This window comes from Alteromonas sp. 38, assembly GCF_902506055.1.
Taxonomy (GTDB): Bacteria; Pseudomonadota; Gammaproteobacteria; order Enterobacterales; family Alteromonadaceae; genus Alteromonas; species Alteromonas lipotrueae.
Window position 1 is genome coordinate 3,565,038 of record NZ_LR733300.1, and the last position, 15,536, is coordinate 3,580,573.

The following is a 15,536-nucleotide window of genomic DNA, read 5'->3' on the forward strand; positions in this document are numbered from 1 at the left end:
CTCATGATTTCACCCGACATTAACGCCATCCGCGAACAAGTTTCTCTCGCACTTATTGAAGATTTAGGTGGCGAGCTAAACGCGCATAACGACATTACTGCGAACTTAATAGATGAAAGCGAAAACGCGACTGCCACTATTATTACCCGTGAGCATTGTGTAATTTGCGGGGTCACTTGGGTTGAGCAAGCGTTTGCGTTAGTTGATGAGCACCTAGAATTAGTATGGAATGTAAACGATGGCGATATGGTTGAGGCAAACACTACCCTGCTTACCTTAACAGGGTCGGCTCGTGCCATTCTTACTGCCGAGCGTGTAGCGCTTAATTTTCTGCAAACCCTTTCAGCGACGGCAACAGTGACGGCAAGCTACGCTAAGTTGCTAGCAGGAAGCAACACCAAAATTCTTGATACTCGCAAAACCTTGCCAGGTCTTCGTATGGCACAGAAGTACGCTGTGCATTGTGGCGGCGGACAAAATCATCGTATTGGTTTGTTTGATGCGTTTTTAATTAAAGAAAACCACATTTTTTCCTGCGGCTCTATAGCGAAAGCAATCAGCCGTGCTAAAGAAATGAAACCTGGTAAGCCTGTTGAAGTAGAAGTAGAAAGCTTAGATGAATTGCAACAAGCACTTCTTGCAGAGGCTGACATTGTTATGTTGGATAACTTTACCAACGAACAGATCCAAAAGGCAGTAGCGCTAACCCAAGGGCAATGTAAACTGGAAGTGTCAGGTAACATTACCGATGAACGGTTATCGTCGCTAGCAACACTGGGTGTAGACTATATATCATCAGGTGCCTTAACCAAGAATGTGAAGGCAATTGATTTGTCGCTAAGAGTGAATTTAACGTAATAAAGATTGCTGATAGCTTGCGTTAACATTACATGTAACAGTTCACATGACGTGCTTAGGTATAAAGTCACTCTACGACCTTAGTAGGCACGTTTCATCGGTTTCGTTCTAAGCAGTATAGTTATCTATACGTACGAAAGTTGTAAATTTATACCAAATTTCAACAACATAGGTCTGAAAAGCCCTTTTTGAACGTGTCATACTGAAAAAGTCAGACATAGGTATTTTTCTGCATACTTGTCACTGACCTATTAATTTATATACTTAGATTCAAGTACCAGGGACGTTGAAGGACGACTCAGGTATAAACGTCAATTTGAATTACATTTAAACTTAACGTGCTATACACGTCCCGGAGAAAACCATGATGAACATGAATACTAAAAACCAAAAGGGTTTCACCCTAATCGAATTAATGATCGTTGTTGCCATTATCGGTATTTTGGCGGCAATCGCTTTACCTGCTTATCAAACTTATACTCAAAAATCTAAGTTTACAGAAGTAGTAATGGCTACTACTGCATTTAAAACAGCTTTTGAAGTTTCTGCTCAAACGGGCGAGTTTTCTGCGAACGGATTAGCCGATGCTGATGCCGGAACTAACGGCCTTCCTAAAGATCTTACGACTGCAACTGGACGCGTTGCCTCCGTAACTATCAAAGATGGCGTTATCACGGCAACTGGAACATCTGAAGTAGGCAGTTACACTTACATTCTGACTCCTAATGGCGTTACAGCTCCGATTCAATGGGCTAAGACAGGAACATGTGTAGCTGAAGGAGTCTGTTAACGAGTTATCGTATAATTTAAGGGAAGTGCAATTGCACTTCCCTTTTTTATTAAAGGAAGAATATTTGTGAAAGCCGCAATAGTTTACGAATGGCAAGGTAAAGATGGGCGAGGTAACAGCCGCAAAGGTGAGATATCGGCTGCCAACCTTAAAGAAGCCAAAATGCAACTTCGTAAACAAGGCGTTTCAGTCAGAAAAGTAAAAAAACAGCAGAAATCCCTATTTAGTCGTGGCGGCCAAAAAATCACCGCTGCAGACATTTCAGTATTTTCTCGCCAAATTGCCACTATGTTGGCCGCAGGTGTTACCCTTATCCAATCTTTAGACATGATATCTCAAGGTCATGCCAAAGCATCAATGCGTAAATTGCTCGGCGATATCACTAACGAAGTCCGCTCAGGAAACCCGTTATCAAATTCACTGCGTAAACATCCTGAATATTTTGACGATTTATATTGCGACTTGGTTTACACCGGAGAGCAATCTGGTGCGCTTGAAACAATTTACGACCGAATCGCTACTTATAAAGAAAAAGCGGAAGCACTTAAATCAAAAATTAAGAAAGCGATGTTCTACCCAATTGCGGTTGTCGTGGTGGCATTCATTGTAACCACTATCTTGCTGGTTTTCGTGGTACCACAATTCGAAGAAATTTTTAGTAGTTTTGGGGCGGAGCTTCCTGCATTTACACTTTTCGTACTCGCTATCTCAAATTTTGTGCAAAGTTACGGGATATTCATAGGCATTGGCATTGGTATAGCTGGCTACTTGTTTATGCGTGCCCATAAGAAAAGTCAAAAATTTCACGATAGGGTTGATAAAGCGGTTCTCAAAATTCCCATCATTGGGGAAATACTCAAAAAAGCCAGTATCGCGCGATTCACTCGCACCCTCGCAACCACCTTTGCTGCAGGTGTACCTTTAATCGGCGCTCTTGAATCGGCTGCTGGCGCCTCGGGCAATGCGGTATTTAGAGACGCTATCTTATATATACGAAAAGAAGTGGCTGGCGGAATGCCCATGCATACATCAATGCGAACCACCAATGTATTTCCCGATATGGTGACGCAAATGGTCGCCATTGGTGAAGAGTCTGGCTCGGTTGATGCCATGCTCAGTAAAATTGCCACCATATATGAAGCTGAAGTGGATGATATGGTCGATGGCTTAACCAGCTTATTAGAGCCAATGATTATGGCTGTGCTAGGTGTGGTGATTGGCGGTCTTATCATCGCCATGTACCTTCCCATATTTGAAATGGGTAATGTGGTATAACCTTTACGCCACACAAAACATATTTGTTCGTGCTTTACATAGAATTAGGCTTGCCCCCCGCAGGCCTTTTTTGCATTATTAACCCAAATAAAAAAGAGAACGCTATTTTATGGAAGCGATATTGCTTACCAGCCAATTGTACCCGTGGATATTCTACCTATTTGTTTTTCTAGTTAGCTTAATGGTAGGAAGTTTTTTAAATGTGGTTATTCATCGCATGCCCATTATGATGGAAAACAGTTGGAGGCAAGAATACGCCAGTTACTTTAGTGAAACAGACAGCGAAAATGAAGATACTCAAGTTGCTAGCGAGCAAACTCTTCCTGAAACGTTTAATTTAGCCAAGCCAGATAGTACCTGCCCTAGTTGTGGACACAAAATTCGAGCATGGGAAAATATTCCCATCATTAGTTATCTATTTCTTCGCGGTAAATGCGCTAACTGTAAAACCCCTATTTCTATTCGCTACCCATTAGTAGAGTTATTTACAGCGCTTCCTTGTACCTTCGCCGCCTACTATTTTGGCCCCACCCCTCAAGCAATATGGGCGGTGATATTTACTTATATCCTTATTGCCCTAATTTTTATCGATTTAGATAAAATGCTACTTCCGGACCAACTCACCCTGCCCTTGCTTTGGCTAGGCTTGGTGCTTAGTACTCAATCGGTATTTGTTGGGCCTGTTGACGCCATTATTGGTGCAGCCGCCGGATATTTAAGTTTATGGTCTGTATTTTGGTTGTTTAAAATAGTCACAGGCAAAGAAGGTATGGGATATGGCGACTTCAAAATATTAGCAGCCCTTGGCGCCTTCACTGGCTGGCAAGGTTTACCCATCATTATTTTATTGTCTTCAATAGTCGGCGCAATCGCTGGGATTGCCATTATGATGTTCCAAAACAAAGGAAAATCATTGGCTATCCCCTTCGGGCCTTATTTGGCCGTTGCAGGTTGGATAACCTTATTTTATAAAGACACGATTATTACCCACTATTTAAAATGGGCACTGCAGTAATGGCAGCAACGAAAACAGCACAAGCACACACAAAGGGGCCATCGAATAAAAGCGATAAAATCGTGATTGGCCTTACTGGCGGAATTGGAAGCGGAAAGTCTGCCGCCACGAATAAATTTTCGGCGTTAGGTATTGATATTATCGACGCCGATGAAGTGGCCCGGGAAGTCGTTACTCCTGGCAGTGAAGGGTTGGCTAGAATAACCGAGCACTTCGGACGCAATATTTTGTTAGAAGATGGCACCCTAAACAGAGCAGCGTTACGAGAACGTGTTTTTAATAATAGCGAAGAAAAGCAATGGCTCAATCAATTGTTACATCCGCTTATTCGCAAAACTATGCTGCAACAGATAGCTGACTCGACGAGCCACTATTGTATTTTATCAGTACCCTTATTGGTCGAGGGCAACCTTAGTGAATTATGCGACCTAATCGTTGTGGTAGATTGCCCCGAATCAATGCAGCTTGAACGAGCCATGCAGCGTGATGGCAGTACCAAGAAAATTATTGAAAGTATTATGGCTTCGCAAGCGACGAGAAAAGAGCGATTAGCCGCTGCTGATGATGTTATCGATAATAGTAAAACCTTTGAGTTCCTCAACGAGCAGGTGCTCGCGTTGCACGGTAAATACACCCGTAAATATAATGCAAATAGCGAAAAAACTTCGTAAATACGGTTTTCCTGCAACTTTTTTCCTTAAAACCCGTCAAATACTTAATTGATTATGAAAGTAGGCTTGGCTTAGGGCAGTTCATGCATTAGGCTTTAGGGTTAAGTCTATGTGTTTTAAGGATATCCATGAGCGAAGCTGTATTCGAATTTCCCCTAAAGGAAAAAGTGCGTAACTATCTGCGCGTAGAGCAGCTTCTTGGGCAGTTAAAAAGCACCGCGAAATCTGACAGTGTGCCACTGCAAATGGTTTTCTTTGAGCAGTTATTTGAGTTACTCGACTTAATTGAGAGACTAGATCTACGCTCAGACATGAGCAAAGATTTAGATGCCCACGAAAAAAACCTCGTTTACTGGTCGCAACACCCCAAGATAGACAGTGCCGCACTAGATCAAGCACTCAAAACCATTGTAAACCTAAAGCAAAAGCTTAAAACCGACCGTCGCTTTGGCAGCGCACTTAAAGAAGATAAGCTGCTAAGTGCGATTAGACAACGGTTCGCTATTCCAGGTGGCTCATGTAGCTTTGACCTACCCAACCTTCACTTTTGGCTACAGCAACCCGCCGAGGTTCGCCAACAAGAAATCGGCCAATGGCTCGACACCTTAAGTTTGCTAGACGACACCATTGCGGTAAGCCTGTCTTTTATTCGTGAACGCGGACAATTTAAATCGGTTACCGCAGATAACGGGTTTTATCAGGGTGCTGCTGAAGATAAAAACGAACTTATCCGTATTAAATGCCGAGTAGATGAAGGTTACTACCCTACCCTTAGCGGTAATAAATACCGCTATGCCTTGCGCTTTTTATGGTTTTCCCCTGCTGAAGGCCAAAACGCGGCTGTTGAATCTAATATTCAGTTTAAACTGGCAGCCTGTTAAACTACTCCTATTGTAATTTTAACGTGCCACTGGAGTGATTCATGGTTGTAGATTGCCCGATTTGCGCGAAGTCGGTTCCTTGGAATAGTGATAGCGAATTTCGCCCTTTTTGTAGTAAGAAATGCCAACTTATTGATTTAGGTGAATGGGCATCAGAGGAAAGGAAAATTGCTGCAAAGCCATCTGAACAGCCTTCCGCCAAAGAAGTCGACATTGAAGAAATAGAAGCAATGCTCGCAAAACAGTCTGACGACTTTTTCAAACACTAATAGGAAGTATATGATTAATAAAATTGCGCTTGTTGGTGGAACACATGGTAATGAAACCAGTGGTATTCAACTTATTCATAATTGGCAATCTCAAGGGTTTTCTGACGCGCTATCATCGCGGTTTTCATCACTGGACGTGTCGCTTACCATTGCTAATCCAGAGGCCCTAAGCGCTAATGTGCGGTTTATTGAAGAAGATTTGAATCGTCAGTTCACCCTAGAAGCGTTAAGCAACCCCAGCGATGCTAAAGAGGCTAAGCTAGCCAAGCAGCTTAATCAACAGTTTGGCCCTAAAGGTAACTCTACCACTGACTTGGTTATTGATATTCACAATACCACCAGTAACATGGGCGCGACGCTAATCATCTTAGAAGCTGATGACTTCCATATTCAGCTCGCGCGATTTGTGAAGCATCATATGCCTGAAGCAAACATTCTTTTAGAAGATGAAAAGCCGTATTTAGAGCACGGTTATTTGTGTACCACGGGCAAACGTGGCGTAATGATTGAGGTAGGCGCACAACCTCAAGGTGTGTTGCGAGAAGACGTTTATTTGCTTACCCAAACCATGGCTGAAGTTATTCTCGATTTTTGCCAAGCGTATAACACAGATAGCCTTGAACAATACCCTGAATGCGAGGTGTTTAGACTAGGGGAAAATATCAAATTTCCACTCAATGACGAGGGTAAACGTACCGCGATGATCCACCATTCATTGCAGGACAATGACTTCGCCCCGCTCATTCCCGGCGCACCGGTATTTCGCTCTTTTGATGGTAAAGATATTGAATGGCAAGAAGCACATGAAACCTACCCTCATTTCATTAATGAGGCGGCTTATCACAAGCTGGACGTGGCTTTTGCCACTGCAACAAGGCTTATGCTGTAAGCCTATAACACTCGTGAGCTAGATATAAAAAAGGGCGATCTGTTAATACCGCCCTTTGTGTATCTATTTTTGAAATATGAAGACTAGGTTGAGCTGTGATTGGCCAAGCCTGAGGTTACTTCAAGTATTTCTGTTGAAGCGCATCGATTATAGCCACATTAGCTGCTGGAAATTCACTAGCTTCCAATGCACTTACTTCAACCCAGCGCGTTTGTTGGTTTTCCTTACCATCAGGCTCACCGTTAAACGCACTCACAGCATGCACATCAAGCTTAACAAGCTTGTCGCCATAATCATGCTCTATAACAATCAACGGCTCGCTAGACTGCACTTGAATACCAATTTCTTCCTGCAACTCTCGGCGGAGCGCATCTAGCACAGATTCGATAGCTTCAACTTTACCGCCAGGAAATTCCCATTTACCACCCTGATGAGCGTTATTAGCACGTAGGCTGATAAACACTTGTGTGCCGCGAAGTACTACCCCAACGGCAACATGCACAAGTTTCATTAGCTTAATTTACCGTGGCACTGCTTGTATTTTTTGCCAGAGCCGCATGGGCAAGGGTCGTTACGACCTACTTTAGGGCCGTCACGTACCTCTGTACGTACCTTATCGCTTGCTGCTTCTGGCGGTGCATCTGTAGCTGACGCATTTTCGTGTTCAAACTGCTTAGGCACGTTATCCGCTTGACGACGCTGTTCTTCAACTTTCTCAACGTCTTCTTCAGCTTGCACTTTCACACGTGAAAGAATAGTAATCACTTCAACTTTCAATGCTTCTAGCATCTGTGAGAAAAGAGCAAACGACTCGCGCTTGTATTCTTGCTTCGGATTTTTCTGCGCGTAGCTGCGTAGTCCAATACCTTGACGAAGGTGATCCATTGCCGCCAAATGCTCTTTCCAATGGCTGTCTAGGTTTTGTAGCATCACGGCTTTTTCAAACTGACGAAGTACTTGCTCGCCCACTACCGCTTCTTTTTCTTTGTAGCTAGAAACCACGTCATCATGAATACGCTCACGGAGCTTTTCTTCATAAAGCTTATCGTCGTTTTCTAACCAGTTTTGAATGGGTAAGTCTACGGCGAAGTCAGCGCGTAAACGCTCTTCTAATCCTTTCACATCCCACATTTCTTCTAGAGATTGTGGTGGAATATATTCATCAACCACACCGCTTACCACATCTTCGCGGATTACTGCGATGGTTTCGCTAATGTCGCCTTCATCAAGCAACTCATTGCGCTGCTCATAAATCACTTTACGTTGGTCGTTTGCCACATCATCGTATTCAAGTAGTTGCTTACGAATATCGAAGTTACGACCTTCTACTTTACGTTGGGCGTTTTCGATAGCGCGGGTTACCCATGGGTGTTCAATGGCTTCGCCTTTTTCCATCCCTAAGCGCTTCATCATGTTGCCCATTTTTTCAGAGGCAAATATACGCATTAGTGCATCATCAAGAGACAAGTAAAAACGGCTTGAACCTGGGTCACCCTGACGACCTGAACGACCACGAAGCTGGTTATCGATACGGCGAGACTCATGGCGCTCTGTACCAATGATATGCAAACCGCCTGATGCTAAAACAGCATCGTGACGTACTTTCCACTCAGCCTTAATCTTGTCGATTTGTGCTTGAGTAGGGTTTTCAATTTTTTCGATTTCTGCTTGCCAGTTACCGCCAAGCACAATATCCGTACCACGACCCGCCATGTTGGTTGCAATAGTCACTGCACCAGGCTTACCGGCTTGAGCAACAATGTCAGCTTCATGTTCGTGGAACTTAGCGTTAAGTACTTTATGGGGAATTTTGCTTTTCTTAAGAACCCGAGACAACAACTCAGAGTTTTCAATCGATACTGTCCCTACCAAGGTAGGCTGACCGCGCTCAACACAGGCTTTAATATCTTCTACGATAGCATCGTATTTTTCTTCTGCAGTTAAGTAAATAAGGTCGGCCTTATCTTTACGCTGCATAGGTTTATTGGTTGGCAACACAACCGTTTCTAGGCTGTAAATATGCTGAAACTCGAACGCTTCCGTATCGGCAGTACCTGTCATACCCGCAAGTTTGTTGTACAAACGGAAGTAGTTTTGGAAGGTAATAGACGCTAGGGTTTGGTTCTCGTTTTGAATCTTCACACCTTCTTTCGCTTCAACAGCTTGGTGTAAACCTTCAGACCATCGGCGGCCTTCCATTGTGCGGCCGGTATGTTCATCAACAATAACAATTTGATCTTCTTTAACGATGTAATCTACGTCTTTAGAGAACAATTTGTGCGCGCGAAGGGCAGCATTTATGTGGTGAAGTAATGAAATATTACCCGCAGCAAATAACGATTCGCCTTCTGGTAATACGCCTGCACGATGCAAAATTTCTTCTACATGACCCTGGCCACGTTCAGTTAAGTGAATTTGTTTCGCTTTAAGGTCGATAGTGTAATCACCGTCGCCTTCTTTGCCTTCTTCGTCTTCTTCTTCTTGCTGAATCAATTCAGGTATAACTAAATTAATACGGCGGTAAAGTTCAGAACTGTCTTCTGCCTGACCGGAAATAATAAGCGGAGTACGAGCCTCATCAATTAAGATTGAATCTACTTCATCCACTACAGCAAAGTTAAGTGGGCGCTGAACGCGGTCTTGCGGGCTAAACGCCATATTGTCGCGCAAGTAATCAAAACCGAATTCGTTGTTCGTACCATAGGTAACGTCAGCTTGATAGGCGTCACGCTTTTGCTCGTGCGCCATACCAGGTACGTTACAACCTACACGCATACCCAAAAAAGTGAACAGCTGGTTTGCCCATTCAGCATCACGCTTAGCAAGGTAATCGTTCACGGTAATAACGTGAACCCCTTTACCTGATAGGGCATTTAAATAAGTTGGCAAGGTAGCGGTAAGGGTTTTACCTTCACCGGTACGCATTTCTGAAATTTTACCTTCGTGTAATACTTGGCCGCCCAGCATTTGCACGTCGAAGTGGCGCATGCCGTACACACGTTTACTTGCCTCACGTACTGTAGCAAAAGCTTCGTACATGAGATCTTCAAGGCTTTCGCCTTTTTCGATTCGCTGTTTAAACTCAGCCGTTTTTGCTTTTAACGCCTCATCAGAAAGCTGTTCATACTCTGCTTCCAGTGCATTGATGGCATCTACATTTTTTTGTAATTTTTTTAATAGACGGTCGTTTCGGCTACCGAACACTTTTCTAAGGATGCTTGAAAACATTAGCTTGTTATTTCCACTACTTGTCGAGACGCCGCACGGTAAGAGCACAGCTGCGATTAAACGTAAAAGACACTACCTCTAAAGATAATGCCAAGCGATGACTAATTGTTGCGCAAGCTGAACGCTTACTTACCTGGCTGCTGCCGTGTTTACTTTTTATAAACGTATGGCAGAGGATCGATTTGCTTACCGTTTCTTATTACTTCGTAGTGAACATGAACGCCAGTAGAGCGCCCTGTATTACCCATTTTAGCGATAGCTTGACCCTTGGTCACCACGTCGCCTATTGAGACAGATAACGTTTCATTGTGCCCATAACGGGTAATAAAACCATCACCATGTTCTATTTCTACTAGATGCCCGTAACCGCTACGTTCGCCCGCCCAGGTAACAATACCTGCCGCAGTAGCTAAAACGTCATCACCCGCTTTACCAGCGAAATCTAAGCCTTTATGCATGGCTGTTTCACCAGTGAAGGGGTCGGCGCGCATACCATAATAAGATGACAACCATCCCGATGCTATCGGTCGACCAGATAATTGACTCTGCTCATGGATATGGTGACCCCTCACCAAACTTTCAAGCATAGAAAGCTGCTGAGATTTTACGTCGAGAGATTGCTGGAGCTTATTAATCTCGCTGAGTAAGGGATCATCTTGGAGGTTGTCCGGTATCGATACAGGTACAAAAGCGTCCAGGTCAGCCGCTGTCATACCTAATTCTGTTGCTATCTGCTTTCCTTTATCATCGAGCATAGTCGCTTGTGCTGAAAGCTCGGCAATATGAGAAATCAAAGTTTGTAATTTAATGGTGGTCTGTTGTTTGAGTGCTTCAACGTCTTGTTGCGTTTCATTCACTTCAGATTGTGCCAGGCGAACCCTAGCCACATCTTCAGACACAGATTCTGTGGAACGACTAGACACTAACATAAATATAGACGACAACACGGTCGCGCTCACCAGCGTACGTACACTGATGCTATGACGATAGCGTTTGTTCTTGCCTGATAGCGTTATTGTTAGCTTCATACCACAAATAGGAAATTTCTGTCGTGCTCAGTGAACTTCCAATACCTGTTTGCTAACAAACATAGACACGGCTGAAGGCCGGACTGGAACGTAAAGAAGTTATGGCACATTAATTATAATTATATAGATTGCTTACTTTATCATTGTTTAGTCTAAAAGCTAAACGAAAAAAAGCCGCCATGTAGGCGGCTTTTTATATACCGGTTTACGCTAATACTGGTTGAGCGTAACGTATAGGTGCTTTGTCTTGAGAATCGTACGTTATAAATTCCCAGCAGTCTTTCTGCGCAAGTACGGCGTTCAATAGTTTGTTGTTCAAACCGTGCCCTGTTTTATAAGCGCGCAATTCACCAATCAGGCTATGACCGCCTAAGTACAAATCACCAATAGCATCTAGAATTTTATGCTTTAAAAATTCGTCGTCGTAACGTAAGCCTTCAGGGTTTAACACGCGAAATTCATCAAGTGCTACCGCATTTTCCATGCTGCCGCCCAATGCTAAGTTATTAGCATTCATGTATTCAAGGTCGCGCATAAAACCGAAGGTACGTGCACGGCTTACTTCGTTCACATAAGAGCATGAATCGAAATCCATGGTCATATGTTGACGAGTTTGGCTGATAACTGGGTGATCGAAGTCAATTTGGAAGTCGACACGGAAACCATCATAAGGCACTAATTCGGCCCACTTATCGCCATCTTCAACGCGAACGGTTTTCTTAATACGGATAAAGCGCTTAAGGGCGTTCAACTCTTCTATTCCTGCTGATTGAAGCAAGAATACGAAGGGGCTAGCACTACCATCCATAATAGGTAGCTCGTTGCTATCAACTTCAACAATGATGTTGTCGATACCAAGCCCTGCAAGCGCAGATGCCAAATGTTCAACGGTTTGAATAGTTACGCCGTCTTCATTATTCAAACAGGTACACAGCATGGTATTACCCACCGCGTTTGCACGCGACGGGATATCAACATGAGGTTCAAGGTCAACACGCCTAAACACAATTCCCGTGTTCGCAGGCGCAGGCCGGAGAGTCATTGTGACCTTTTCCCCTTTATGAAGCCCAATTCCGGTTTCTTGCACCGGGTGCTTGATTGTACGTTGTCTAATCATCTGCTTATGCTTTTACCTATAAAAAAAGCGGTCGCGAATTATAGTGACTTACCACTTATTTGTCAAAAAATACGCAATTTGGACCATTCGCGAATCCAAAATTTTACGCGCAATTAGCCACTCTGGTCACTAATCCGGAAAAATTCCAGTTTAAAACCTACCAGACATATAGTGCCCTTAATACCGTTCTGACAACAGTATTTCAGAAAAATTCACTTCAATTTCAGCGAGGTGAATTAGTCTGCTTGCTTACGCAAAAACGCGGGAATATCTAGATACTCTAAATCATTACCAGGTTGCGCTTCATCTTCAGCTTTAAGTGCTTGGTTGCCTTCAGTACTGCCAACCGATGCTGAACGAGGTTCAGATGCTGTTGTGTTACCGTACTCTTTAGCTGGCGTAGTTAAACGCGAACCTTCTGAGCTTACTAGCGAAATGTCAGGCTTGCGCTCTGCGCCAATACCGGTTGCAACAACCGTTACGCGCAGCTCATCTGTCATTTCCATGTCAATAACGGTACCCACAACCACTGTCGCATTTTCAGAAGCAAACGCTTTAACAGCGTTACCAACAGTTTCAAACTCATCAATAGCGAAATCTGGGCCGGCTGTGATATTCACAAGAATACCCCGCGCACCTGACAAATCGATATCTTCAAGTAGCGGACTAGCAATTGCTGATTCAGACGCTTCTTCAGCGCGGTCTGGACCACTTGCTGAACCACTGCCCATCATTGCTTTACCCATTTCAGACATTACTGTACGTACGTCGGCGAAATCCACGTTGATCAATCCAGGGCGAGTAATGAGCTCTGCAATCCCCTGAACAGCGCCACGCAATACGTCGTTCGCTGCGCTGAATGCTTGAAGTAAAGGCGTACCTGGCCCCATCACCTTTAACAATTTCTCGTTAGGAATAGTGATAAGTGAATCTACGTTGTTAGCCAGTTCAACAATGCCCTGCTCTGCAAACGTAGTACGCTTTTTACCTTCAAATGGGAATGGCTTGGTAACAACAGCCACAGTAAGAATTCCCATTTCACGGGCAATTTTTGCCACTTCAGGTGCTGCACCAGTACCTGTACCACCACCCATACCTGCGGTGATGAAAACCATATCTGCGCCATCTAATGCTTGGCGAATGGTTTCTCTGTCTTCGTGTGCAGCGTCGCGTCCAATGTTAGGATCGGCGCCTGCGCCTAAACCTTTAGTAACACTTGAACCAATTTGTAAGGTAACGTCAGCATTTGAGCTGCGCAGTACCTGCGCGTCGGTGTTTATCGCAATAAACTCTACGCCTTCAATGCTTTGAGACACCATGTGCTCAACTGCATTTCCGCCGCCGCCACCAACGCCGATGACTTTGATTACGGCTTCTTCGCCGTGACTATCCATTAATTCGAACATACTTACTCTCCGGTTGTACGTCTTCTATGCTTCGCTACGACACATAGTCGATTATCTGCATCCTGCGAATCGTGATGCCGTAGCTATAGCGACCCCAAAAAATTAAAATTCACCTTTAAACCAGCTTTGCACGCGATGAAATAAACTCTCACCAGGTTTCTGCTTACTGGACTTCTTATTATCTGCTTGCACTTTGCCGTATTGCAGAAGCCCTACGACGGTTGCAAATCCTGCATCATCAACGTATTCAGACAAGCCTTTAACGTTGATTGGGTTGCCTACTCTCACAGGCATCTGGAAAATTTCCTCGGCAAATTCGACCGCACCTTCCATTTTGGCGGTACCACCAGTTAGCACTAAGCCGGCGGCAATTTGCTCTTCCAGACCACTGGCACGAATTTCATCATGTACCAGTTCAAAAAGTTCTTGGTATCGAGGCTCAATCACTTCAGCTAGCGTATGTCGCGACATGACTCGCGCGGCACGCCCGCCTACACTGGGCACTTCAATACTTTCTTCCATACTGACCATGTCTTTCAGCGCGCAGGCATAATTAACTTTAATCTCTTCTGCGTTACTGATTGGCGTACGGAAAATCTTAGCGATGTCGCTGGTAATCTGATTACCGGCAACAGGGATAACAGCGGTATGCCTAATGGCACCATCTGTGTAAATAACGATATCCATGGTGCCACCACCAATATCGACTACACACACCCCTAATTCACGTTCATCGTCCGTTAGCACAGCATAACTTGATGCCAATGCTGAAAATATCAATTGGTCGGCGTTTAGTTCACAGCGCTCAACACACTTCACTAAATTTTTCGCCATATCGTCTGCACAGGTAATAATGTGTGCATCAGCTTCCATTCTTACGCCTGACATGCCAATTGGGTTCTTAATTCCTTCTTGCACATCAATAGTAAATTCTTGTGGTAAAACATGAAGTAACCTGCGTTCAGCTGCAATAGGAACACTACGTGCTGCGTGAATAACGTTATCTACATCTTCTTGGGTTACTTCTTGGTTGTTAATGGGCACCATACCGTTTTCGTTTTGGCATTTTACGTGACGGCCTGAAATGGACATGAACACTGAAGAAACACGGCAATCTGCCATGAGCTCCATTTCATTTACCGCACGTTGCACCGACTTAACCACAAGGTTTAAGTCATTTACGCCGCCTTTATCCATGCCTTTTGCGGCATGCGTACCGACACCGACAATACTGATTTGATCGTCGTCTAACAGCTCGCCCACCACAGCCTTTACCTGGCTAGTGCCTATATCTAAGCCTACAATCAAATTACGTTCAGCAGGTTTTGACATGGTTTCCTTAACTCTCTTTGTTTGTTGTATCGCTGTTGCTGTTTTCCCAGCCAACCGCGACACCCGTATCGTAACGAAGATCGATATATTTTACCGTCTTCTCTTGCTGCGCAAGTAAGGGATATACATCGATAAAGCGTTGTAACCTATCGATAAATTCCTTGCGCCCTAAATTCAATTCAATACCATTTTCAAGTTGAACTTGCCATGCGAAGCGCTCGCTCAACGATAATTCTTCAATATTCATAGCAGTAGTGGCTAATAGCGCATGCATGGAGTTATATCCTTCAAGCGCGGTCTTCTCGCTACCACCTGGGCCGTATAACCTTGGTAAAGCTAAATCATGCCCATCGGCGTTAAACGTATCGCCGTAGGGGTTTAGCAACAAATCCTCGTTCCATTTGGCAACGGGTTGCTGCTCAACCAAATATATCTTTAACGTGTTTGGCCATTTTTTGCGTACCGACGCCCGATACACCCATGGTTGTGCTTCTACCAGCTCAAACACTTCATTCACATCGAGGGCAAAAAAACTGCCCGGTTGTGACTTTCTTATCAGGCGCTCTAGCCTAGTAATATTCACATGTTGGTAATCGCCTGAAAAATCGATTACCTGAACAGGCATTTGCTGTTCATCTTGCATATAGCCGTTGGCCTTAATAGCGCCAAACACTAATGCCGCGATAACAAACAATAAGAAGACTACACCGCCCCACAAAGACGCTTTGTCTTTAGATGGCTTATTGTTTACGGTGCTCGTCTTACTTGTCATTGCGC

The 15,536-nt window shown here is 44.1% G+C and carries 15 protein-coding genes; 8 read left to right on the plus strand and 7 right to left on the minus strand.

The features are described from left to right. Positions 1–3 precede the first annotated feature (3 nt). The 8 genes from nadC (at position 4) to FLAVO9R_RS15485 (ending at position 6,648) form a co-directional block, all read left to right on the plus strand. Entirely contained in the window at positions 4–858 is an 855-nt protein-coding gene (gene nadC / locus FLAVO9R_RS15450; protein WP_159532737.1) for a carboxylating nicotinate-nucleotide diphosphorylase, read from the plus strand. A 373-nt stretch (positions 859–1,231) separates the two neighbouring features. Continuing rightward, the gene (locus tag FLAVO9R_RS15455; RefSeq protein ID WP_201299312.1) at positions 1,232–1,648 is read left to right on the plus strand and encodes a pilin; all 417 of its coding nucleotides are present in this window, start codon (positions 1,232–1,234) and stop codon (positions 1,646–1,648) included. Between the two features lie 66 nt (positions 1,649–1,714). After that, complete coding sequence (locus FLAVO9R_RS15460; RefSeq protein ID WP_159532741.1) at positions 1,715–2,923, plus strand: type II secretion system F family protein; 1,209 nt, start codon at positions 1,715–1,717, stop codon at positions 2,921–2,923. Between the two features lie 109 nt (positions 2,924–3,032). Continuing rightward, the gene (locus FLAVO9R_RS15465) at positions 3,033–3,938 is read left to right on the plus strand and encodes a prepilin peptidase (protein WP_159532743.1); all 906 of its coding nucleotides are present in this window, start codon (positions 3,033–3,035) and stop codon (positions 3,936–3,938) included. After that, complete coding sequence (coaE, locus tag FLAVO9R_RS15470; RefSeq protein ID WP_159532745.1) at positions 3,938–4,609, plus strand: dephospho-CoA kinase; 672 nt, start codon at positions 3,938–3,940, stop codon at positions 4,607–4,609. Before FLAVO9R_RS15465 ends, coaE begins: the two co-directional genes overlap by 1 nt. Before the next feature lie 128 nt (positions 4,610–4,737). Next, positions 4,738–5,490 (plus strand): cell division protein ZapD, encoded by a 753-nt coding sequence (gene zapD / locus FLAVO9R_RS15475; RefSeq protein ID WP_159532747.1) that lies wholly within the window; start codon positions 4,738–4,740, stop codon positions 5,488–5,490. A 41-nt stretch (positions 5,491–5,531) separates the two neighbouring features. After that, complete coding sequence (gene yacG / locus FLAVO9R_RS15480; protein WP_159532749.1) at positions 5,532–5,759, plus strand: DNA gyrase inhibitor YacG; 228 nt, start codon at positions 5,532–5,534, stop codon at positions 5,757–5,759. A 10-nt stretch (positions 5,760–5,769) separates the two neighbouring features. Beyond that, positions 5,770–6,648: an aspartoacylase gene (locus tag FLAVO9R_RS15485; RefSeq protein WP_159532751.1), complete on the plus strand. Its 879-nt coding sequence runs from the start codon at positions 5,770–5,772 to the stop codon at positions 6,646–6,648. A 115-nt stretch (positions 6,649–6,763) separates the two neighbouring features. Here the strand turns inward: FLAVO9R_RS15485 and mutT are convergent, their stop codons facing one another. The 7 genes from mutT to FLAVO9R_RS15520 all read right to left on the minus strand — a co-directional run bounded on the left by mutT (position 6,764) and on the right by FLAVO9R_RS15520 (position 15,531). Beyond that, positions 6,764–7,159, minus strand: coding sequence for an 8-oxo-dGTP diphosphatase MutT (gene mutT, locus FLAVO9R_RS15490; RefSeq protein WP_159532753.1), 396 nt, complete (start codon positions 7,157–7,159; stop codon positions 6,764–6,766). Beyond that, positions 7,159–9,876, minus strand: a complete 2,718-nt coding sequence (gene secA / locus FLAVO9R_RS15495; RefSeq protein ID WP_159532755.1) for a preprotein translocase subunit SecA — start codon at positions 9,874–9,876, stop codon at positions 7,159–7,161. The genes mutT and secA overlap by 1 nt, the downstream gene beginning before the upstream one ends. A gap of 149 nt (positions 9,877–10,025) precedes the next feature. Beyond that, positions 10,026–10,904, minus strand: coding sequence for a M23 family metallopeptidase (locus FLAVO9R_RS15500; protein ID WP_159532756.1), 879 nt, complete (start codon positions 10,902–10,904; stop codon positions 10,026–10,028). A 205-nt stretch (positions 10,905–11,109) separates the two neighbouring features. Then, entirely contained in the window at positions 11,110–12,021 is a 912-nt protein-coding gene (lpxC, locus tag FLAVO9R_RS15505; RefSeq protein ID WP_159532758.1) for a UDP-3-O-acyl-N-acetylglucosamine deacetylase, read from the minus strand. A 236-nt stretch (positions 12,022–12,257) separates the two neighbouring features. Further along, entirely contained in the window at positions 12,258–13,427 is a 1,170-nt protein-coding gene (gene ftsZ, locus FLAVO9R_RS15510; protein WP_159532760.1) for a cell division protein FtsZ, read from the minus strand. Between the two features lie 102 nt (positions 13,428–13,529). Then, on the minus strand, positions 13,530–14,759 hold the full coding sequence (ftsA, locus tag FLAVO9R_RS15515; RefSeq protein ID WP_013782941.1) for a cell division protein FtsA: 1,230 nt from the start codon (positions 14,757–14,759) through the stop codon (positions 13,530–13,532). Positions 14,760–14,766: 7 nt separating this feature from the next. Continuing rightward, the gene (locus tag FLAVO9R_RS15520; protein ID WP_159532762.1) at positions 14,767–15,531 is read right to left on the minus strand and encodes a cell division protein FtsQ/DivIB; all 765 of its coding nucleotides are present in this window, start codon (positions 15,529–15,531) and stop codon (positions 14,767–14,769) included. Between the last annotated feature and the right edge of the window lie 5 nt (positions 15,532–15,536).